Origin of the sequence: Nocardioides sp. Root1257 (genome assembly GCF_001425175.1) — a bacterium.
Classification (GTDB): domain Bacteria; phylum Actinomycetota; class Actinomycetes; order Propionibacteriales; family Nocardioidaceae; genus Nocardioides.
The window spans coordinates 516,850-534,405 of sequence record NZ_LMDV01000001.1 but is presented as its reverse complement, the minus strand read 5'-3'; the positions used below and the strand labels follow the sequence as shown (position 1 = coordinate 534,405).

General features: G+C 72.6%; 22 protein-coding genes and 1 pseudogene. 11 read left to right on the top strand and 12 right to left on the bottom strand.

All coding sequences use genetic code 11. The features are described 5' to 3' along the window. Window positions 1-16: 16 nt before the first annotated feature. Window positions 17-811 carry a CatB-related O-acetyltransferase gene (locus tag ASC77_RS02650; RefSeq protein ID WP_156390883.1) on the top strand — a complete coding sequence of 265 codons (795 nt, stop codon included), beginning with the start codon at window positions 17-19 and terminating at the stop codon, window positions 809-811. Between the two features lie 3 nt (window positions 812-814). Here ASC77_RS02650 and ASC77_RS02645 read toward each other — a convergent pair whose 3' ends face one another. Genes ASC77_RS02645 through ASC77_RS02635 form a run of 3 tightly spaced genes read right to left on the bottom strand, consistent with a single transcriptional unit; the run spans window position 815 to window position 3,479 of the window. After that, window positions 815-2,023, bottom strand: a complete 1,209-nt coding sequence (locus ASC77_RS02645) for a hypothetical protein (RefSeq protein ID WP_235547412.1) — start codon at window positions 2,021-2,023, stop codon at window positions 815-817. Window positions 2,024-2,081: 58 nt separating this feature from the next. After that, window positions 2,082-2,798 (bottom strand): VOC family protein, encoded by a 717-nt coding sequence (locus ASC77_RS02640; RefSeq protein WP_056148529.1) that lies wholly within the window; start codon window positions 2,796-2,798, stop codon window positions 2,082-2,084. 27 nt (window positions 2,799-2,825) lie between these two features. Next, window positions 2,826-3,479, bottom strand: a complete 654-nt coding sequence (locus tag ASC77_RS02635; protein ID WP_056148527.1) for a thymidine kinase — start codon at window positions 3,477-3,479, stop codon at window positions 2,826-2,828. Between the two features lie 39 nt (window positions 3,480-3,518). On the opposite strand from ASC77_RS02635, the gene ASC77_RS02630 reads away from it, so the two are divergent. Both ASC77_RS02630 and ASC77_RS26430 read left to right on the top strand, forming a co-directional pair. Next, window positions 3,519-4,322, top strand: a complete 804-nt coding sequence (locus ASC77_RS02630) for a sulfurtransferase (protein ID WP_056148525.1) — start codon at window positions 3,519-3,521, stop codon at window positions 4,320-4,322. A 123-nt stretch (window positions 4,323-4,445) separates the two neighbouring features. Then, a complete protein-coding gene (locus ASC77_RS26430) occupies window positions 4,446-4,595 on the top strand; it encodes a hypothetical protein (protein ID WP_156390882.1) in 150 nt (49 codons plus the stop codon). Here ASC77_RS26430 and sepH read toward each other — a convergent pair. Continuing rightward, window positions 4,592-5,575, bottom strand: a complete 984-nt coding sequence (gene sepH, locus ASC77_RS02625) for a septation protein SepH (protein ID WP_056148522.1) — start codon at window positions 5,573-5,575, stop codon at window positions 4,592-4,594. The genes ASC77_RS26430 and sepH overlap by 4 nt on opposite strands. Before the next feature lie 142 nt (window positions 5,576-5,717). On the opposite strand from sepH, the gene ASC77_RS02620 reads away from it, so the two are divergent. Further along, the gene (locus tag ASC77_RS02620) at window positions 5,718-6,353 is read left to right on the top strand and encodes a trimeric intracellular cation channel family protein (RefSeq protein WP_056148519.1); all 636 of its coding nucleotides are present in this window, start codon (window positions 5,718-5,720) and stop codon (window positions 6,351-6,353) included. 6 nt (window positions 6,354-6,359) lie between these two features. Here ASC77_RS02620 and ASC77_RS02615 read toward each other — a convergent pair whose 3' ends face one another. The 4 genes and pseudogenes from ASC77_RS02615 to ASC77_RS02605 all read right to left on the bottom strand — a co-directional run bounded on the left by ASC77_RS02615 (window position 6,360) and on the right by ASC77_RS02605 (window position 10,531). Next, a complete protein-coding gene (locus ASC77_RS02615; protein WP_056148517.1) occupies window positions 6,360-7,664 on the bottom strand; it encodes a D-arabinono-1,4-lactone oxidase in 1,305 nt (434 codons plus the stop codon). Between the two features lie 13 nt (window positions 7,665-7,677). Further along, window positions 7,678-8,256 carry an AMP-binding enzyme gene (locus tag ASC77_RS27680; protein WP_414813158.1) on the bottom strand — a complete coding sequence of 193 codons (579 nt, stop codon included), beginning with the start codon at window positions 8,254-8,256 and terminating at the stop codon, window positions 7,678-7,680. Next, window positions 8,230-9,282: pseudogene (locus tag ASC77_RS02610) on the bottom strand (AMP-binding protein); the annotation flags it as partial. The pseudogene ASC77_RS02610 and the gene ASC77_RS27680, both read right to left, overlap by 27 nt. A 40-nt stretch (window positions 9,283-9,322) precedes the next feature. Further along, the gene (locus ASC77_RS02605; protein ID WP_056148515.1) at window positions 9,323-10,531 is read right to left on the bottom strand and encodes an MFS transporter; all 1,209 of its coding nucleotides are present in this window, start codon (window positions 10,529-10,531) and stop codon (window positions 9,323-9,325) included. A gap of 70 nt (window positions 10,532-10,601) precedes the next feature. On the opposite strand from ASC77_RS02605, the gene ASC77_RS02600 reads away from it, so the two are divergent. From ASC77_RS02600 to ASC77_RS02590, 3 genes are all read left to right on the top strand, one after another. Further along, entirely contained in the window at window positions 10,602-11,699 is a 1,098-nt protein-coding gene (locus tag ASC77_RS02600) for a ferrochelatase (protein ID WP_056148512.1), read from the top strand. Further along, window positions 11,699-12,514 (top strand): inositol monophosphatase family protein, encoded by an 816-nt coding sequence (locus tag ASC77_RS02595; RefSeq protein ID WP_056148508.1) that lies wholly within the window; start codon window positions 11,699-11,701, stop codon window positions 12,512-12,514. The genes ASC77_RS02600 and ASC77_RS02595 overlap by 1 nt, the downstream gene beginning before the upstream one ends. 158 nt (window positions 12,515-12,672) lie before the next feature. Beyond that, entirely contained in the window at window positions 12,673-12,963 is a 291-nt protein-coding gene (locus ASC77_RS02590) for a DUF4193 domain-containing protein (protein WP_056148505.1), read from the top strand. A gap of 66 nt (window positions 12,964-13,029) precedes the next feature. On the opposite strand, the gene ASC77_RS02585 is transcribed toward ASC77_RS02590, so the two are convergent. Beyond that, window positions 13,030-13,320, bottom strand: a complete 291-nt coding sequence (locus ASC77_RS02585) for a DUF4235 domain-containing protein (RefSeq protein WP_056148502.1) — start codon at window positions 13,318-13,320, stop codon at window positions 13,030-13,032. Between the two features lie 42 nt (window positions 13,321-13,362). After that, a complete protein-coding gene (locus ASC77_RS02580; protein WP_056148499.1) occupies window positions 13,363-13,827 on the bottom strand; it encodes a DUF3093 domain-containing protein in 465 nt (154 codons plus the stop codon). 77 nt (window positions 13,828-13,904) lie between these two features. Here ASC77_RS02580 and dut point away from each other — a divergent pair, with 77 nt between their 5' ends. From dut to ASC77_RS02560, 4 genes are read left to right on the top strand one after another with little or no spacing between them, the layout of a single operon-like run. Continuing rightward, window positions 13,905-14,390 carry a dUTP diphosphatase gene (dut, locus tag ASC77_RS02575; RefSeq protein ID WP_156390881.1) on the top strand — a complete coding sequence of 162 codons (486 nt, stop codon included), beginning with the start codon at window positions 13,905-13,907 and terminating at the stop codon, window positions 14,388-14,390. A gap of 6 nt (window positions 14,391-14,396) precedes the next feature. Beyond that, window positions 14,397-15,056, top strand: coding sequence for a DUF3710 domain-containing protein (locus ASC77_RS02570; protein WP_056148494.1), 660 nt, complete (start codon window positions 14,397-14,399; stop codon window positions 15,054-15,056). 4 nt (window positions 15,057-15,060) lie between these two features. Beyond that, window positions 15,061-15,423, top strand: coding sequence for an OB-fold nucleic acid binding domain-containing protein (locus ASC77_RS02565; protein WP_056148492.1), 363 nt, complete (start codon window positions 15,061-15,063; stop codon window positions 15,421-15,423). Next, the gene (locus tag ASC77_RS02560) at window positions 15,420-16,172 is read left to right on the top strand and encodes a DUF3159 domain-containing protein (protein ID WP_235547408.1); all 753 of its coding nucleotides are present in this window, start codon (window positions 15,420-15,422) and stop codon (window positions 16,170-16,172) included. Before ASC77_RS02565 ends, ASC77_RS02560 begins: the two co-directional genes overlap by 4 nt. Window positions 16,173-16,190: 18 nt before the next feature. Here ASC77_RS02560 and ASC77_RS02555 read toward each other — a convergent pair whose 3' ends face one another. Next, complete coding sequence (locus ASC77_RS02555; protein WP_056148489.1) at window positions 16,191-16,862, bottom strand: potassium channel family protein; 672 nt, start codon at window positions 16,860-16,862, stop codon at window positions 16,191-16,193. A 7-nt stretch (window positions 16,863-16,869) separates the two neighbouring features. Beyond that, a complete protein-coding gene (locus tag ASC77_RS02550) occupies window positions 16,870-17,532 on the bottom strand; it encodes a potassium channel family protein (RefSeq protein WP_056148487.1) in 663 nt (220 codons plus the stop codon). Window positions 17,533-17,556 lie beyond the last annotated feature (24 nt).

Sequence of the window (17,556 nt, the reverse complement as noted above, 5' to 3'; positions counted from 1 at the left end):
GTGGCAGCATCGGCGCGTGCGTTCGCCCTTCCGTCGTCAGCCGTCCGCTCCGTCGCCCGCCCCGCCGGTCGTGGAGCCGGTCGAGGAGCCGGTGGCGGAGCCGGTCGTGGAGCCGGTCGGGACCGCCGAGGTCCAGGAGCAGGTGCGCAACCGGCGCGCGCTGCGGCACAAGCGCTCCTCCCGCGTCGAGGTCGAGCCGCCCGTGTGGTTCATGGGCCAGGTCGTCTCGGCGATGTCGACCCGGATCGGGGCGTTCACCTACCTCGTCGGCGGCGTCGTCGACGACTGCTCGTCGATCGGCCGCTACTGCTCGATCGCCGCCGGCGTGCGCATCGGCGAGGCCGACCACCCGGTCGACTGGCTCGGCACGTCGCCGTTCCAGTACGACGGCACCCGGTTCGGCTGGCACCCGACGGCGGAGAGCTACCAGGTCAGTGCGATCGACTCGGGTCCGTCCGGCAGCTTCTGGCGCGACCCGGTCGTGATCGGCAACGACGTGTGGATCGGCGCCGGCGCCGTCGTGCGCCGTGGCGTCACGATCCACGACGGCGCCATCGTCGCCGCGGGGGCGGTCGTGGTGGGCGACGTCGCGCCGTACACGATCGTGGGCGGGGTGCCCGCCAAGCCGATCCGCCGACGCTTCGACGATGCCACCATCGCCGAGCTGCTCGAGCTGCGGTGGTGGCGGTTCACCCCGCAGCAGCTGGACGGCATCGCGTTCCACGACCCCGCACGAGCACTCGTGCAGCTGCGCGAGCGCGTGCCGTCGCTGGAGCCCTACGAGGCCGATACCACCGTCCTGACGGGCTAGGGGTCAGCCCAGGCTCATGCTCGGTTCGCCGTTGACGAGTCCGGTGCCGGCGATCCGACAGGTCCCGCCTCGTGGAGCGCCGCCGTTCCAGGCCTGGCGCACGCAGCTGCGGGTGGCGAGCTGGCCCCAGTAGTTCGGGTGGATCGACTCCTGGATGTAGTAGGGACTGTCCTCGCAGCAGGTGCTGACCGTGCGGATCTGGTTGATCCACTCGGTCTGGTCGACGGCTCCGGGTGTCAGCCAGCTGGCGATGCCCTTCTCCTCGTACAGGCCGACCGTGTTCTCGCAGAGCCGGCGGCCGTTGAACGCCGACGACAGGTCGAGCGTGCGGATGTTGCCCAGCCCCGAGTCGGCGGCCGCCCCCGTGACGGCGCCGTTGATCGTGGGCAGGGCGGTGTCGTTGGCCCAGTCGGCATCGCCGTTCCAGAAGCCGCAGCCGCCGGTGAACTGTCGCGAGTAGCCGCTCTCGGCGTAGCGGATGCCGTTGCCTCGCGGGATCGGGCTCGGATAGGTCTGCGCGAGCAGGGTCCACTGGCTGTCGGCGTACCCGGCGTTGCGCATCGCCGCCGCGACGTTCCGGAACGCGCCGGCGATCCGGGCGCGGACGGCGGCGACGTTGGCGGACGTGAAGTTGGCGGTGACCGACCCGTCGTCGCGGCAGTAGTCCTTGGCCCAGGTCGGCGAGGTCAGGAAGTCGACGACGCAGGACTGGACGACGTCGGCGAACTGGAAGTCGTTGCCGCCGATGCTGACCACGACCATGCCGACGTGGTGACCGGCGGCGAACTGCTGCAGCATCGCGGCCTGGCCCTGGTGACCGGCCCCGTCGTCGTAGAAGTCGAGACCGGGCTTGAAGTCGTCACCGTTGGTCGTGGCGGTCTCGGCGCCCGAGCAGGCCAGGTTGAGGCCGTTGACCCCGCCACCGATGTAGGCCTCCGCCGACTGGCTGCGGTGGCAGCGCTCGATCGACTCGTGGTCGCCGGCGTCGTGGTACGCCGAGGGCCCGAGCGCGTCCGCGCGCGCACTGTCGTCGTTGCTGCTGCCGGCCCAGCGGCCGGCCTCGCCGCTGATGTAGGAGTCGCCGAGCGTGACCACCCACGGTGCGCCCGCACCGGGGCCGTCGGCCCCGGCCGGCGGCGGCAGCGCCACCAGCAGTCCGGCCACGGCGGTGGCGACGACGGTCAGGGCACCCGAGAGGCGTGTTCGCAGCACGCCTCGACGCTAGGTGTGGCCGCGGCGCCCGGGTAGCGGGGAAACCCTCGTCGGCGGCTCAGCGGGCCGGAAGCGCGCAGAACTCGTTGCCGGAGGGGTCCAGGTAGGAGCGCCACGGCAGGTCGCCCCACGTGGTGTGCAGCCGGCGGCCGCCGTGCTCGACGATGGCGGCCTCGACCTCGTCGGGGTCCTCACCCGACTCGAGGCGGACGTCGAGGTGCCAGCGGTTCTTGGTCGCGCCCTTGGGCGAGGACTCGGGGCACAGCTCGAGGAGTGGGCCGCGCAGCGACGGGTGCCGCAGCGACTGGGGCGCCGGGCCCTCGACCTCGGTCCAGCCGGTCAGCCAGGCCCAGAAGTCCGCGTCCCGCGCGGGGTCGGCCGAGTCGAGGGGCAGGGCCGCGATCGGTCCGGTGTCGGCGTACGCCGCCCGCTCCTCCATCACGCAGCAGGGGTTGCCCTCCGGGTCGGCGAGGACCACCCAGGGCACCTCGCCCTGGCCGACGTCGAGGTGGCGGGCGCCGAGCCCGATGAGCCGCTCGACCTCCGCGTCCTGCCGCGCTCCGCCCAGCAGGTCGAGGTGGAGCCGCGCCGGCACGGTGACCGGCTCCGCGACGCGCTGGAAGCACAGGTCGAGTACGGGTCCACCGTCGACGGCGAGCCGGGTCTCGTAGCCCTCCGGCTCGTCGGTCAGCTGCTCGCCGCCGACGACCGCCTCCCAGAACCGGCCCAGGCGCCCGGGGTCCTGCGCATCGATCACGACGTTCTCGAGGTACACGCGGCCAGGGTAGTGGGCGCCGTGGAGTCACCCGAAGGGCAACGGCTCCGGGGCCAGGCTGACCGCCTTCGCGCGTGCGGCGGTGAGCCGGCGGCGGTGGTGCTGGCGGCAGAGCACCTCGTAGGCGACCTCGGCCGGCGGGCCGCTGCGGTCCTCGACGTCGCCGACGACGATGACCTCGCCCTCGGTGACCATGATCCCGTCCTCGGTGCGCGCGTTGTGGGTGGCGCGCTTGCCGCACCAGCACAGCGCCTCGACCTGGAGGACGTTGACGCGGTCGGCCAGCTCGATCAGCCGCAGGCTGCCCTCGAAGAGCTGGGTGCGGAAGTCGGTGAGGATGCCGAAGGCGAAGACGTCGATCTGGAGCTCGTCGACGATCTTGGCGAGCTGGTCGATCTGGTCGCGCGTGTAGAACTGCGCCTCGTCACAGATGAGGTAGTCGACCCGACCGCCCTGGGTCAGCGCCGTGACGACGTAGCGCCAGAAGTCGAACTCCGGGTTGACCTCGAGGGCCTCGTGGGTCAGGCCGAGCCGGCTCGACAGCTGCGCCTCGCCTGCTCGGTCGTGGGTCGTGAAGATCCGTCCGACCCGGCCGCGCGCGGCGTGGTTGTGGTTCGTCTGGAGCGCCAGCGTGCTCTTGCCGGAGTCCATGGTGCCGGTGAAGAAGTGCAGTTCAGCCACGGGTCGGGATCCTTTCATGGACCCGGCATGATGACTCGCATGGCATCCCCGTTGATCTCCGCGACCGAGCTGCACGACCGGATCGGGGAGGTGACCGTGCTCGACGTCCGCTACCGGACGGGCGGGCCGGGCGGCCGGGGCGAGTACGAGCGTGGACACATCCCGCGGGCGTCGTACGTCGACCTCGACGCCGACCTGGCGGCCCCGCCGGGCGCCGGTGGCCGGCACCCGCTGCCGGCCGTCGAGGACTTCGAGGCGGCGATGCGGCGGGCCGGTGTGCGCGACGACCGGCCCGTGGTCGTCTACGACGACTGGTCGGGCCTGGCCGCCGGACGGGCGTGGTGGCTGCTGCGCCACCACGGGCACGGCGACGTCCGGGTCCTCGACGGGGCGTACGCCGGGTGGCTCGCCGCCGGGGGAGCCGTGCACACCGGCACGGTGCTGCCGGGCCGTGGCGACTTCACCGCCCGGCCGGGCTCGATGCCCGTGGTGGAGGCCGACGACCTGCTCGGCGTGCCGGTCCTCGTCGACGCGCGCGCCCCGGAGCGCTACCGCGGCGAGACCGAGCCGATCGACGCGGTCGCGGGCCACATCCCCGGAGCCGTCAACGTGCCGACCTCGACCAACCTGGCGGCAGACGGTCGCTTCCGCAGTGCCGACGAGCTGCGCGCGCTGTACGCCGCAGCGGGGGTCGATGGCAGCGAGGACGTCGCCGTCTACTGCGGGTCCGGCGTGACCGCCGCCCACGACGTGCTCGCGCTGGAGGTGGCGGGGATCAGCGCCGCGCTCTACCCGGGCAGCTGGTCGGGGTGGATCACTGACCCGGAGCGGCCGACCGCCTAGATCGTCGGTTGACACAGGAGACATCGGCTAGTTGCTCGCGCCGGTGCGTGGTGTGTCAACCGATGCTCGCGGTCGGCGGCAAATTCACTCGGCGCCAGGGCCGGACCCAGATTGACTGCCTCCATGCCCGCCTTCGAGGATCCCGCCCGCGACGCGAGGCGCGGGCTGCCCCTCGAAGGTTGGTCACCGTTCGAGGAGGACCTGCTGCTGCGTGCTGTACGCGTGGACCTTGTGCGTCGCACCGCGGCCACGGTCGCCGCGCAGCGCGCCTAGACCTTGTCGCCGCCGCCGAACATGATCTCGTCCCAGCTCGGGACCGAGGCCCGGCCACGCTTCTTGGCCGGCTTGCGGACCTCGGGCTCGGGCTCGGGCTCGGCGGCTGCCGCGTCGGCGGCCTCCTCACGGAGCTCGGCCTCCTCGGCGACCACGGTCTCGTCGGTGGGCGGCTCGGTGTCGAGGAACGCCTCGACGGGCTGGTCGGTGACGAGGTCGATCGCGTCGTCGCCCAGGGGGAGCTCGACGTCGACGGGGGCGACGAGCCGGCGCTCGCGGGCGGCCTGGAGGTCGTCGGGTCGGGCCGGAGCGGCCTCGGCGGCGGGGATCGCGACGCCGACGAGCCAGCGGGCGTCCTCGTTGTCGAGCGTGACGTAGTTGCCCGGGGCGTCGAAGGTGAGCTCGGCGGTGCCGCTGCGGGCGGGGTTGTCGAACCCGGCGGTCAGCGACCAGCGACCGTCCTCCCGGCGCCACGCGTCCCACGCGACGGTCTCGGGGTCGACGTTGTGGGAGCGGAGGTGCGCGGTGACGGCGTCACCCAGGGTGCGGGCGCCGGTCACCTGGCCGGCGTCGCTGCGGCGTACCGACGAGCGCTGGGCACGCTCCGCGACGTGCTGGCGCTCGGCGAGCACGGGGGCCGCGAACGCCATGATCTTGTCGACGGACGTCTGGGCGGCCTGCGCCACGGCCTCGGGCGTCTCGCCGGAGCGGATCCGGGCCTGGATGTCTCGAGGGCGGAGTGCGCTCTCCATCGTCTTCTCCGTTCCTCGGCTGGCAGGTGGAGCCGTCGGTGCTGTCGGGAGCACGGTCGCGCGCAGTCGATCGTCGATCGCGAGCACGTGCTCGGCACCCTCCTCGTCCACCAGGCGCAGCTGCGTGCCGTCCTCGCTCAGGCCGGTGAGCCGGAGGTACGCCGTGGCAGGTGCCGTCCCCGGTCCTGGGTCGGACCGGTGCGTCTGGTGCTGGATGGGTGCGGTCATCGGTGCGGCGAGCCTACGCCAGCGGAGCACGCCGACGGCGGAGCAGCGCCGCGCGCCTCGAGGTCACTCCAGTCACATCCGCACCACGTGGCGTGGGAAACCCGCACGACCGGGGACGCCCGCGCCGTACTAACGTCCGGCTGTGGCCACCACCGACCCCTCGACGACCCAGGTCGTGCTCGACCTGGCGGGCATCTTCGTGTTCGCGATCTCCGGCGCGCTGGTCGCCGTGCGCAAGGGACTCGACGTCTTCGGCGTCCTCGTCCTGGCCGGCACGACGGGCCTGGGCGGCGGCTTCCTGCGCGACGTCCTGATCGACGCCACCCCGCCGGCGGCGCTGCAGGACTGGCGCTACCTCCTGGTCCCGCTGGTCGCCGGGCTGATGGCGTTCGTCTACCACCCGGCGCTGGGCCGGATGGAGCGCTCCGTCAACGTGCTCGACGCCTTCGGGCTCGGTCTCTTCTGCGTCACCGGTGCCCTCAAGGCGCTCGACTACGGGCTCGGGGTCGCGCCGGCGGCGCTGATGGGGATGGTCACGGGCATCGGCGGCGGCATGCTGCGCGACCTGCTCGCGGGTCGGGTGCCCGCGGTCTTCCGCGGCGAGCTCTACGCCACCCCCGCGCTGGCCGGGTCGATCGTCGTCGTCGCGCTCGCGCACACCGACCTCAGCTACTGGACCGTCGCGCTGCTCGGCGGCGGTCTCTGCACGGTCTGGCGGCTGGTCGCGATCTGGCGGCACTGGCAGGCACCCGTGCCCACCGGCCCCGCGAGCGTCTGACCCGGGTCAGTCGCCGAGGACGCGGCGTAGGTAGGGGTTGGCGAAGACCCGGTCAGGGTCCAGCTGGTCGCGCAGGGCGAGGAACTCCTCGAAGCGCGTGTACGTCGGGGCCAGGTCGGCCGCCGTCCGGGTGTGCACCTTGCCCCAGTGCGGCCGCCCGTCGTGGGCGCGCAGGATCGGCTCGAGCAGGGCGAAGTACTCGAGGTGGTCGGCGTCGCGGTGGGTGTGGAACGCGAGGTACATCGACCGGCGGTCGCCCGAGGTCGACATCGGGATGCCGTCCGCCGGCGTCACCCGGATCTCGACCGGGAAGGTGATCTTGATGTCGGAGGCGTCCAGCGCCGCCCGCGCCTCCGCCAGCACGGTGAGGCCGGCCTCCAGCGGTACGGCGTACTCCATCTCGCGGAAGACGACGGTGCGCGGCGAGACGAAGACCTTGTGCGCGATGTCGCTGTAGGTGCGGGCCGACAGCAGCCGGCTCGAGACCTGGTTGAAGCGGGGGATGATCGCCGGCACCCGGTTGGTGACGTGGTTGAGGGCGCCGAAGAGCGTGTTGGACAGGAACTCGTCGTCCCACCAGGAGCGCCAGCGCGACAGCGGCTCGACCTCGTCGACGGCGGCGTCGAGGCGGTCGTTGGTCTTCACCAGCATCCGGTCGGTGTGCGGGAACCAGTAGGTGTCGACGTGGTGGTGGTCGGCGATGTGCTCGTCGAAGCCGGCGACGTACTCGTCCCAGCCCATCGGCGTCTCGTTGGCCTCGAGCACGAAGAGCGGCTCGACGCGGAACGTGATCGTCGTCAGCACGCCGAGGGCGCCGAGGCCCAGGCGGGCGAACTCCAGCAGCTCGGGGTTCTCGGTCTCGGTCGCGGTGACGACCTCACCGGTGCCGGTGACCATCGTCAGCCCGCAGATCTGGGCGGACAGCGACGACGCGACGCCGCCGGTCCCGTGGGTGCCGGTCGAGGTCGCGCCGGCGAGGGTCTGCTCGGCGATGTCGCCCATGTTGTGCAGGCTCAGGCCGAGCGTCTCGAGGCCCTCGTTGAGGTCCTGGAGGCGGGTGCCGGCGAGCGCGGTGACCGTCAGCGCCTCGCGGTCGACCGCGAGGATCCCGCCGAGCCGGGTCGGCCGGAGCATGGTGTGCTCGGGCGCGGAGATGGCGGTGAACGAGTGCCCGGTGCCGACCATCTTCACGGTCGTGCCCTCGGTGCGGGCCCGTTCGACGGCCGCGACGATCGCGGCGGTGTCGGCCGGCTCCTCCACGCGCTGCGGCCGCGCCCACTCGATGCCCGACCAGTTCGTCCAGGTAGTCACGCGGGGATCGTAGTCACGCCCGGAGCAGCGCCGTACGCCGGTGCTGGGCGAACTCGGCACGCAGCTCGGCGTCCCGCTCGGGCGTCAACGGGACGTAGCCGTCGCGGGTGCGCTCGAAGACCGGATCGGCGCCGCTCCACTGGAGTCGCTTGAGGGCCGGCTTGTCGACCTTGCGGGTCGCCGTGACCGGGAGGTCGCGCGTGATCCGCAGCAGTCCGGGCGCCCACTTGGTGCCGAGGTCGGTCTGCTCCTCGAGGAAGCCCGCGAAGGCCGGGACGTCGAAGGCCTCGGGGTCGCCGGACACCTGGAGCGTCGCCATCACCCGGTCGCCGGTGCGCGGGTCGGGCACGGCGTACACCGCGGCGACGGCGACCTCGGGGTGCCGCGCGAGGATCCGTTCGACGGGAGCCGCGGCGAAGTTCTCGGAGTCGACCCGCAGCCAGTCGGCGGAGCGGCCCGCGAACCAGAACCAGCCGTCCTCGTCGGTGTAGGCGAGGTCGCCGCTCCAGTAGTCGTCACCACGGATCTTCTCGGCGCTGGCCTCGGGGTTGGCGTAGTAGCCCTCGAAGCGTGCCGCCGCCCCGACCGCCACGATCTCGCCGATCGCCTCGTCGGCGTTGAGCATCCGGCCGTCGGTGGAGAAGCGCGCGGGCGGGCAGACGCGGCCATCGGCGCCGCGCACCTCGACCGGTGTCGCCTCGGCCGGCAGCCCGAGCGCACCCTCCGGGGTACCGGGCACGCGTCGGATCGAGCACGTGCCCTCGGACGAGCCGTACGACTCGACGAGCGGGCACCCGTAGCGTCGTTCGAACTCGGCCCGGTCACGCGCCGAGGCCTCGGTCCCGAAGCCGCTCCGCAGCCTGTTGTCCCGCTCCTCGGGGCGCTCCGGCTGGGCCAGCACGTAGGACAGCGAACGGCCGACGTAGTTGAAGTACGTCGCCCCGAACCGGCGGACGTCGTCGAGGAAGCCGGACGCCGAGAACCGCCGCCGGAGGGCGAACGTCGCGCCGTGCACCAGGCACGGACCCCACGACGCCATCAGCGCGTTGCCGTGGAACATCGGCATGGCGTTGTAGGCGACGTCGTCGCGCGCCAGCTGGAGCGGGGTGACCTGGCACAGCAGCGCGAAGCGGCCGGTCGAGCACACGACCGCCTTCGGCGTGCCGGTGGACCCGGAGGTGAAGAGGAGCAGCAGCAGGGTCGCCGGGTCCTCGGCCGTCTCGCTCGCCGTCACCGGTGCTCCCGCGTGCCGGGCGAGCAGGTCGTCGTACGACGGCTGCCCGACGACCAGCACCTGACGGGCCCCGTGGTCGATGCCGTCCAGCAGCGGCAGGTACGCCGGCTCCGTCAGGATCGTGTCGCAGTCGGTCGTCCGGATGTCTGCGGCCAGCTCGGCGCCGCGACGGGTGGGGTTGATGCCGACCACCGTCGCGCCGGAGAGGCCGGCAGCCGCGACCAGGAAGAGGTACTCGGGCGTGTTGTCCATCAGCACACCCACGTGCCACGGACGACCGTCCGGCGGCCGGATGTCGCCCAGGGCGGCGGCCCGGACCGCCGACGCTGCCACCAGGTCTTGCCAGGACCAGCGATCCTCCTCGAACAGCAGCGCCTGCCGTCGTCGTCGGCGCGTGCGAGCAGCAGGCCTGCGAGGGTGGGGATCACCCGGCGGACGGTACCTCCGCGGTGGAACGAGTTCTAGATCTGGGCAGGGTCTGGGCGGCGAGGGCCGCCACCAGCCCCGCGCCGGCGGAGACGAGGTACGCCGCGGACGCGCCCTGGTGGTCGACCACCAGCCCGCTGAGCGTGGCCCCCGGCGCGACCCCGGCGACGAGGCCGGTCTGCATGATCGCCATGCCCTCGGTGAGGCGGCCTGGCGGCACGACCGACTCGGTCAGCGACATCGCGCCGATCAGGGTCGGGGCGATGGCGAAGCCGGCGACGAACAGCACGACGCCCATCACCGGGATGGACCCGATGAAGTGGAGCGGCACCATCGCGCACGCCATCGCCAGCGCACCCCAGCGGACCCGCAGCGCCGGGCCGCGGCGCCAGTGGATCGCGCCGGTGATGGCGCCGGCCGCGAGGCTGCCGAACGCCCAGAGCGCGAGCAGCACGCCGGACGCCGCCTTGCGCCCGTGCTCCTCCGCGAACGCCACGGTCGTCACCTCGGCGGCGCCGAAGAGCACCCCGAGGGCCGCGCAGACGACGGCGAGCGGCACGACGGAGCGCCAGGGCATCGGCGGCCGCGGGCCGTCGGAGCTGTCCCGCGGGTGCGGCCGGGGTGCGGTCGCGCGCTGCGCGCTGAGGAAGAGCGTGCCGCCGACGCACGCGACGACGGCGACCAGGATGCCCGCCGCCGGGTGCCACGTCGTCGCCAGCACGGCGACGAGGATCGGGCCGATCATGAAGACGGCCTCGTCCAGCACGGCCTCGAGCGCGAACGCCGTCTGCACGTCGGCCGGCCGGTCCAGGACGTGGGACCACCGCGCCCGCACCGAGGAGCCGACCTGCGGGAGGAAGGCGCCGCCGACGGCCGCGAAGACGTAGGTCCAGACGACCGGCCAGTCCGCCTGCACCGACGCGACCAGCAGCGCCGTCGCGACGCCGAAGGCGATGCTCGCCGTGGCCAGCACCCGCCCCTGGCCGAGCCGGTCGAGCAGCCGCCCCTGCAGGATCGCGAAGCCGGCGTTCGCCAGCATGTACGCCGCGGAGATCGCCCCGGCCACGCCGTACGACCCGGTCGCGGCGGAGACCAGCAGCACGATGCCCAGGCCGATCATCGAGATCGGCAGCCGCGCCACCAGGCCGGTCATCGAGAAGAGGAGTGCGCCGGGCTTCGCGAGGATCCGGCGGTACGACGTGAGCATCAGCCGTGACGGTATCGGTGGCCGTCGACCGCCGACGAATCATTGCGACACCCTTCCTAGGATGGCTGGCATGAGTCCCGACACCAGCCCGTACGACGCCGTCCTGCTGGTGTCGTTCGGCGGCCCGGAGAAGCCCGAGGACGTCGTGCCGTTCCTGGAGAACGTCACCCGCGGGCGGGGCATCCCGCGCGAGCGCCTCGAGGAGGTCGGTCAGCACTACTACGAGTTCGGGGGCCGCTCGCCGATCAACGACCAGAACCGGGCCTTCCTCGCCGCCCTGCGCGACGACCTCGCCGGTGCCGGCATCGACCTGCCCGTCTACTGGGGCAACCGCAACTGGGACCCCTACCTGACCGACACGGTCCGGCAGATGGCGGCCGACGGGGTCACCCGGGTCGCCTGCTTCGTGACCAGTGCCTACTCGTCGTACTCCTCCTGCCGGCAGTACCGCGAGAACCTCTTCGACGCGGTCGACGCCCTTCCTGTCGAGCAGGGGGACGGGGCGCCGGTGCTCGACAAGCTGCGCCACTACTTCAACCACCCGGGCTTCGTGGAGCCGGCCGTCGACGCGACGCTGGCCGCGCTGGCCGACCTGCCCGACGACGTGCGCGACACGGCCCACCTCGCGTTCGTCACGCACTCGATCCCCGACGCCATGAACGACGGCAGCGGACCCGAGGGAGGCGCGTACGCCGACCAGCACCGCAGCGTCATGCTCGAGGTCGTCGAGCGGGTCCGCGAGGAGACCGGCCGCCGCCACCCGCACGAGCTCGTCTACTGCTCGCGGTCGGGATCGCCGCAGACCCCCTGGCTCGAGCCGGACGTCAACGACCACCTCGAGCAGCTGCACGAGACCGGTGCCTCGGCGGTGGTGATGGTGCCGATCGGCTTCGTCTCCGACCACATGGAGGTCATCTACGACCTGGACACCGAGGCGATGGCGACGGCCGAGAAGCTCGGCCTCCCGGCCAGCCGGGCCGCCACCGCCGGCATCGACCCGCGCTTCGTCGCGGCGGTGCGCGACCTGCTCCTCGAGCGCGCCGCCGTCGAGCGCGGCGAGGCGGTCGACCGGGCGGCCGTCGGCTCGCTGCCGGCCTGCTGGGACCGCTGCGCCGTGGGCTGCTGCCCCAACCCGCGCGCCGACCGGCCCGCCCTGGCCGGCGCCTGATGGCCGGCAACCAGGAGCTCGTCGACCTGGCCCTCTCCGCCGCCCGCGCCGCCGCCGAGCTGGTGCGCGAGCGCGCCCGGGGCCACGTCACCGTCGCGGCCACCAAGTCCAGTGACGTCGACGTCGTCACCGAGGCCGACCGGGCCAGCGAGGCGCTGATCCGCGAGCACATCCGGTCTGCCCGTCCCGAGGATGGCTTCCTCGGCGAGGAGGGCGACGACGTCGCGAGCAGCACCGGGGTGCGCTGGATCGTCGACCCCATCGACGGCACCGTGAACTTCCTCTACGGCATCCCGCAGTACGCCGTGTCGATCGCGGCCGAGCTCGACGGCGAGGTCGTCGCCGGGGTGGTCCTCGACGTGCAGGCCGGCACCGAGTACGTCGGCCGGCTCGCCGACGCCTCGGGCCCGGAGTCGGCCACCCGCGACGGCGTACCCGTGGCGGTGCGCGGGCCGGCCCCGATGGCGCAACGGCTCATCGCGACCGGCTTCTCCTACGACCGGCGGGTGCGCGTCCTCCAGGCCGAGGCCGTCACCCGGCTGCTGCCGCTGGTGCGCGACGTACGCCGACTCGGGTCGTGCGCCCTGGACCTGTGCCTGGTCGCCGACGGTCGCCTGGACGGGTACGTCGAGGAGGGCGTCAACCTCTGGGACCACGCCGCCGCAGGCCTGATCGCCCGGATCGCCGGAGCCCGGACGCATGTGCTGCCGGGCATCGGGGGACTGGACCTCCTGGTGTGCGGTCCCGCACACGGTTTCGACGAGCTGCTGACGGTCGTCACGAGCACCGGCTTCTCACCCGAAACGGGGGAATAGCGGGCCGTCACCGGATGTTCACGCTCGGCGACGCCATCCCGGTGTGCCTTTTTGAACGTTCATGGTGCACAATCTCGGCGCCGAGCAGACGACGAATGACGATGAGACGAAGACGTACGAGGCGTACCGCCCAGACGCCTCGCAGAGTGGAGTGACGAATGGCGACCGACTACGACGCACCGCGCAAGACCGAAGAAGACCAGTCCGAGGAGAGCATCGAGGAGCTCAAGGCTCGGCGCCACGACAAGAACTCGGGCAAGGTCGACGAGGACGAGACCGAGGCCGCAGAGTCCTTCGAGCTCCCCGGCGCCGACCTCTCCCACGAGGAGCTGGCCGTCGAGGTGAAGCCCAAGCAGGAGGACGAGTTCACCTGCATGAGCTGCTTCCTGGTGCACCACCGCAGCCAGCTGGCTGACCCGAAGAAGATGATCTGCTTCGACTGCGCCTGAGCGCAGCACGACGTCAGAAGGCCGCAACCCCCTGGGTTGCGGCCTTCTGCTGTTCGAGGGGTCGGACTACTTGCCGTCCTGGGCCAGCTGGCCGGGCAGGTGCCCCGTCGAGCGCACGTAGTAGGACGTCGCCCGGCGCTGGGCCAGCATCCGGGCCAGGCCGACGGCCATGCCGCTGACGAGGGCCCACGAGACGGCCTCCCAGACGTCGACGTCGGGGTCCGCGGGGTTCTCCGGCGGGTTCTTGCCGGTCGCGACCGTCCACGTCTTGTCGATCGCCTTCTTCGCGACCGCCGCCGCCATCAGGGCGGAGGCCACCGAGAACGCGCTCCACACCTTGGATCCACCTTCAGCCATGGCCGAACACTACCCAGGTGGGTCAGTCCCGAAGCGAGCGGATCAGGCCGACCGCGTCATCGCGGCGAGCGCTTCGGCGAGCTCCTCCGGATGGCGCGTGGCGACCAGCCAGTACGGCGCGGGATCCGCGGGGTCGGTGATCTCCACCCGGACGGCGCGCTTGAGGTAGGGACGCAGCAGCAGGAAGGCGCGGGCGTCGGCGCCGGGGCCGGCCAGGTGGCGGGCGGCACCCGCGTCGAGGGGCGTGGCCGTGCCGACGTACGTCGCCGCGATGTGGGCGCGTCCGGCCCGGAACGTGTCGCCGTCCACCTCGACCCGCACGGCGCCGTACGCCCCGAGGCCGGCGCACAGCAGCGCCATCGCGATGGCGGTGATCACCCAGGCTCCGGCGGCCGGCAGCGCCACGACGACGGCCAGCCACAGGGTGGCGACCAGCATGGTGCCCTGGACCCACCAGCGCAGCGGTACGCCGAGCCGCTCGCGGTAGCCGGTGCTGACAGGACTCACAGGCGGAATCCTGTCATTGGGGACCGCGGCGCCGGCCGGTAGGGTCCGCCCACGTGGAGGACAGCGTGGACGAAAGCGTGGGCGAAAGCGTGGACGGCAGCCAGCTCGAGGTGCTCGTGCAGCGCCTGGACCCCGACCTGCCGCTCCCGTCGTACGCCCACCCCGGCGACGCGGGCGCGGACCTGCTGACGACCGTCGACGTGACGCTGGCGCCGGGGGAGCGGGCGATGGTGCCGACCGGCATCGCGATCGCACTGCCGGCGGGGTTCGTCGCCCTGGTGCACCCGCGCTCCGGCCTCGCTGCGCGGCACGGGTTGTCGATCGTGAACACCCCGGGCACCGTCGACGCGGGCTACCGCGGCGAGATCAAGGTGATGCTGATCAACCACGACCCGCGCGAGCCGATCGAGCTGCGTCGCGGCGACCGCATCGCGCAGCTGGTGATCCAGCGCTTCGAGCGAGCGGCGTTCGTCGACGTGGCGGGCCTCCCCGAGTCGGTGCGTGGCGCCGGGGGTTACGGTTCTACCGGAGGGTTTTCGTCACCAGTGAGCATCAGTGAGTAGGTCCGCGTGAAGTTCCGCCGCAAGTCCAGCGAGCCGTCCGGCGCGCCCGTCGACGAGGACGTCGACCAGGCGATCGGCGGGGCGGCCCCGGGAGAGCCGGACCAGTCCGCCGCCACCGGGCCGTGGGACGTCGACGACCTCCCCGACGACGGCATCGAGCGCGTCGACCTCGGGTCGCTGCTGCTGGCCAACGTCGACGGCCTCGAGATCCGCCTCCAGGTCGACGAGTCCACCAACGAGGTCCAGTCCGTGGTGCTCGCGGGCGCCGAGGGTGCGGTCGAGCTGCGCGCCTTCGCCGCCCCGCGCAACGGTGACCTGTGGTCGGAGATCCGGCCCCGGATCGCCGCGGAGTACGCCCAGCGCGGCGGCACCGCCTCCGAGCGCGAGGGCTTCTACGGCACCGAGCTGGTCTGCCAGCTCACGGTCCGCGGCGAGGACGGTCGCACGGCCACCCAGCCCTCCCGCGTGGTCGGCATCAACGGCGGCCGGTGGATGCTGCGCGCGACGCTGCTCGGTCGCGCCGCCCTCGAGCCCGACCAGGTCGGGCCCTGGGACGAGGCGATCGCCACGACCGCCGTACGCCGTGGCGCGGTCGCGATGCCGTCGGGCGCCGACCTGCCGCTGACCCTGCCGCCCGCCGACCAGCTCACCCGCCCGGGGGCGTAGTCCCATGGGCGAGAAGACCAGGCTGCGGCGCACCATCAGCCGGTGGGCGAACTCGACCGACCAGGACGAGCGCGACCTGCGCCGTACGCACCGCGGCGACGACTGCGAGCAGATCGGCGCCGCGCCCGACCGCGAGCGCGTGCGGCTCCGCGGCACCCTGCGGACCGTCACGCTGCGGCCCCGTGGCGGCGTCCCTGCCCTCGAGGCCGAGCTGAGCGACGGCACCGGCTCGATCACCATCGTCTGGCTGGGCCGGCGCCGGATCACCGGCATCGCACCCGGCCGCTCCCTGTCGGTCGTCGGCCGGATCGGGCAGCAGGACGGCGAGCGGATCCTCTACAACCCGCGCTACGAGCTCATCCCGTGACCGACCAGCCGTTCGATCGGCCGGTCGACGAGCCGGTCGAGGAGCCGGTCGCGGAGCACGACGGGGTCGAGACGGTCGAGGCGGTGGTCCGGGCCCAGATGTCCAAGGCGCTCGGAGGCCGGCGCGGCATGCTCGAGGCCGCGGTGCCGACGATCGTCTTCACGGTGCTCTGGCTGACGACCAAGGACCTCCGGACGGCGCTCACCGTGAGCATCGGCTCGGCCCTGGTGCTGCTCGCGCTGCGGATGGTGCAGCGCTCCAGCGTGCAGTTCGTCCTCAACGCGCTCTTCGGCATCGGCATCGGTGCGCTGTTCGTGCGGATCTCGGCGAGCCGCGGCGGCAGCGCCGACGACCAGGCGCTCGCCTACTTCCTGCCGGGCATCATCTACAACGCCGGCTACTCCGTGCTGCTGGCGTTCACCTGCCTCATCGGCTGGCCGCTGGTCGGCTTCATGGTCGGCAGCGTCACCGGCGACGCGACCGCGTGGCACCGGGACCGGCAGGTGGCGCGGCTCTGCTCGCTGCTGACCTGGCTGCTCGCCGTACCCTGCGCGCTCCGGGTGATCGTGCAGGCGCCGATCTGGTTCGCCGGCAAGTCGGGCGCGATCCACGCCGACTCGGCCGTCGCCGCGCTCGGCATCCTCAAGATCGCGATGGGCTGGCCGCTCCAGCTCGCCGCCCTCGGGGCGATGGTGTGGGTGCTGTCGCGCAACCACACGCCGGTGGAGTCCACGCAGCCCGCGTCCTGATCGGCACCCGGCAGGCGACTAGCCTCCGTGGGCCGAGGGCGCGAGCAGGCGCTCCAGGTTCTCCTCGACGTCGGCCGGGACGACGAACAGCAGCTCGTCCCCGGCCTCGACCGGCTGCTCCTCGTTGGGCACGTAGACCTGCCCGTCGCGCAGGATCGTGACCAGCGCGCAGTTCTCGGGGAACGGGATCAGGCCGGCCGGCTTCCCGACGTACGGCGAGTCCGCGGGCAGCGTCATCTCGACGAGGTTGGCGTTGCCCTGGCGGAAGGTGAAGAGCCGCACCAGGTCGCCGACGGTCACGGCCTCCTCGACCAGCGCCGACATGATCCGCGGGGTCGACACGTTGACGTCGACGCCCCAGGCCTCGGTGAAGAGCCACTCGTTGTTGGGGTGGTTGACCCGGCCGACCGTGCGCGGGACGCCGAACTCGGTCTTGGCGAGCAGCGACGTCACGAGGTTGACCTTGTCGTCACCGGTCGCGGCGATCACGACGTCGCAGCGGTCCAGGCGCGCCTCCTCGAGCGAGGAGAGCTCGCACGAGTCGGCGAGCAGCCACTCGGCGTCGGGGACCCGCTCGGGCTTGATGGAGTCGGGGTTCTTGTCGATCAGCAGGACCTGGTGACCGTTGTGGATCAGCTCGCGGGCGATGGACCGGCCGACGGCCCCGGCTCCGGCGATGGCGACTCGCATGACGTCCTCAGCTCTCGTCCGGGCCGGTCTCGATGACCTGGTAGGCGTCGGCGGCGTGCTCCTCGCGCATCGCGACGTGGAGGATGTCGCCCTCCTGGATCACGCTGTCCCGGGTCGGGAGCATGCCTTCGCCGAGACGGTCGATCCAGGCGATCCGGCTCTTCGACTGCATCTGGAAGTCGACGGTGCGGTGCCCGATCCACGACTCGGGGGCGGGGATCTGGTCGACCCGGATGGTGCCCGACGGGTCGCGGAAGTCCGGCTCGGCACCGGCCGGCAGCAACCGGCGCAGCACCTGGTCGGCCGTCCACTTGACCGTGGCGACCGTCGTGATGCCGAGACGCTGGTAGACCTCGGCGCGGCCGGGGTCGTAGATGCGGGCGACGACCTGCTGGATCCCGAACGTCTCGCGCGCGACCCGCGCGGCGATGATGTTGGAGTTGTCACCGCTGGACACGGCGGCGAACGCGTCGGCGCGCCGGATCCCGGCCTTCTCGAGGACCTCCTGGTCGAAGCCCTGGCCGGTCACCTTGTCGCCGTTGAACCCCGGGCCGACGCGTCGGAACGCGTCCGGGTCGGAGTCGATGATCGACACGGTGTGGTTGCGGTCCTCGAGGCTGCGGGCCAGCGTGGAGCCGACCCGCCCGCAACCCATGATCACGACATGCACGACGCAGACGCTACAACGTCGGGC

What these genes read in the sequence shown, in the direction of transcription:
- ASC77_RS02630 (WP_056148525.1), top strand. Translation starts at nt 3,519, where the DNA reads ATGGCATCCCCGTTGATCTCCGCGACCGAGCTGCACGACCGGATCGGG.
- ASC77_RS26430 (WP_156390882.1), top strand. Translation starts at nt 4,446, where the DNA reads ATGCCCGCCTTCGAGGATCCCGCCCGCGACGCGAGGCGCGGGCTGCCC.
- sepH (WP_056148522.1), bottom strand. Translation starts at nt 5,575, where the DNA reads ATGACCGCACCCATCCAGCACCAGACGCACCGGTCCGACCCAGGACCG.
- ASC77_RS02605 (WP_056148515.1), bottom strand. Translation starts at nt 10,531, where the DNA reads ATGCTCACGTCGTACCGCCGGATCCTCGCGAAGCCCGGCGCACTCCTC.
- ASC77_RS02600 (WP_056148512.1), top strand. Translation starts at nt 10,602, where the DNA reads ATGAGTCCCGACACCAGCCCGTACGACGCCGTCCTGCTGGTGTCGTTC.
- ASC77_RS02595 (WP_056148508.1), top strand. Translation starts at nt 11,699, where the DNA reads ATGGCCGGCAACCAGGAGCTCGTCGACCTGGCCCTCTCCGCCGCCCGC.
- ASC77_RS02590 (WP_056148505.1), top strand. Translation starts at nt 12,673, where the DNA reads ATGGCGACCGACTACGACGCACCGCGCAAGACCGAAGAAGACCAGTCC.
- ASC77_RS02585 (WP_056148502.1), bottom strand. Translation starts at nt 13,320, where the DNA reads ATGGCTGAAGGTGGATCCAAGGTGTGGAGCGCGTTCTCGGTGGCCTCC.
- ASC77_RS02565 (WP_056148492.1), top strand. Translation starts at nt 15,061, where the DNA reads ATGGGCGAGAAGACCAGGCTGCGGCGCACCATCAGCCGGTGGGCGAAC.
- ASC77_RS02555 (WP_056148489.1), bottom strand. Translation starts at nt 16,862, where the DNA reads ATGCGAGTCGCCATCGCCGGAGCCGGGGCCGTCGGCCGGTCCATCGCC.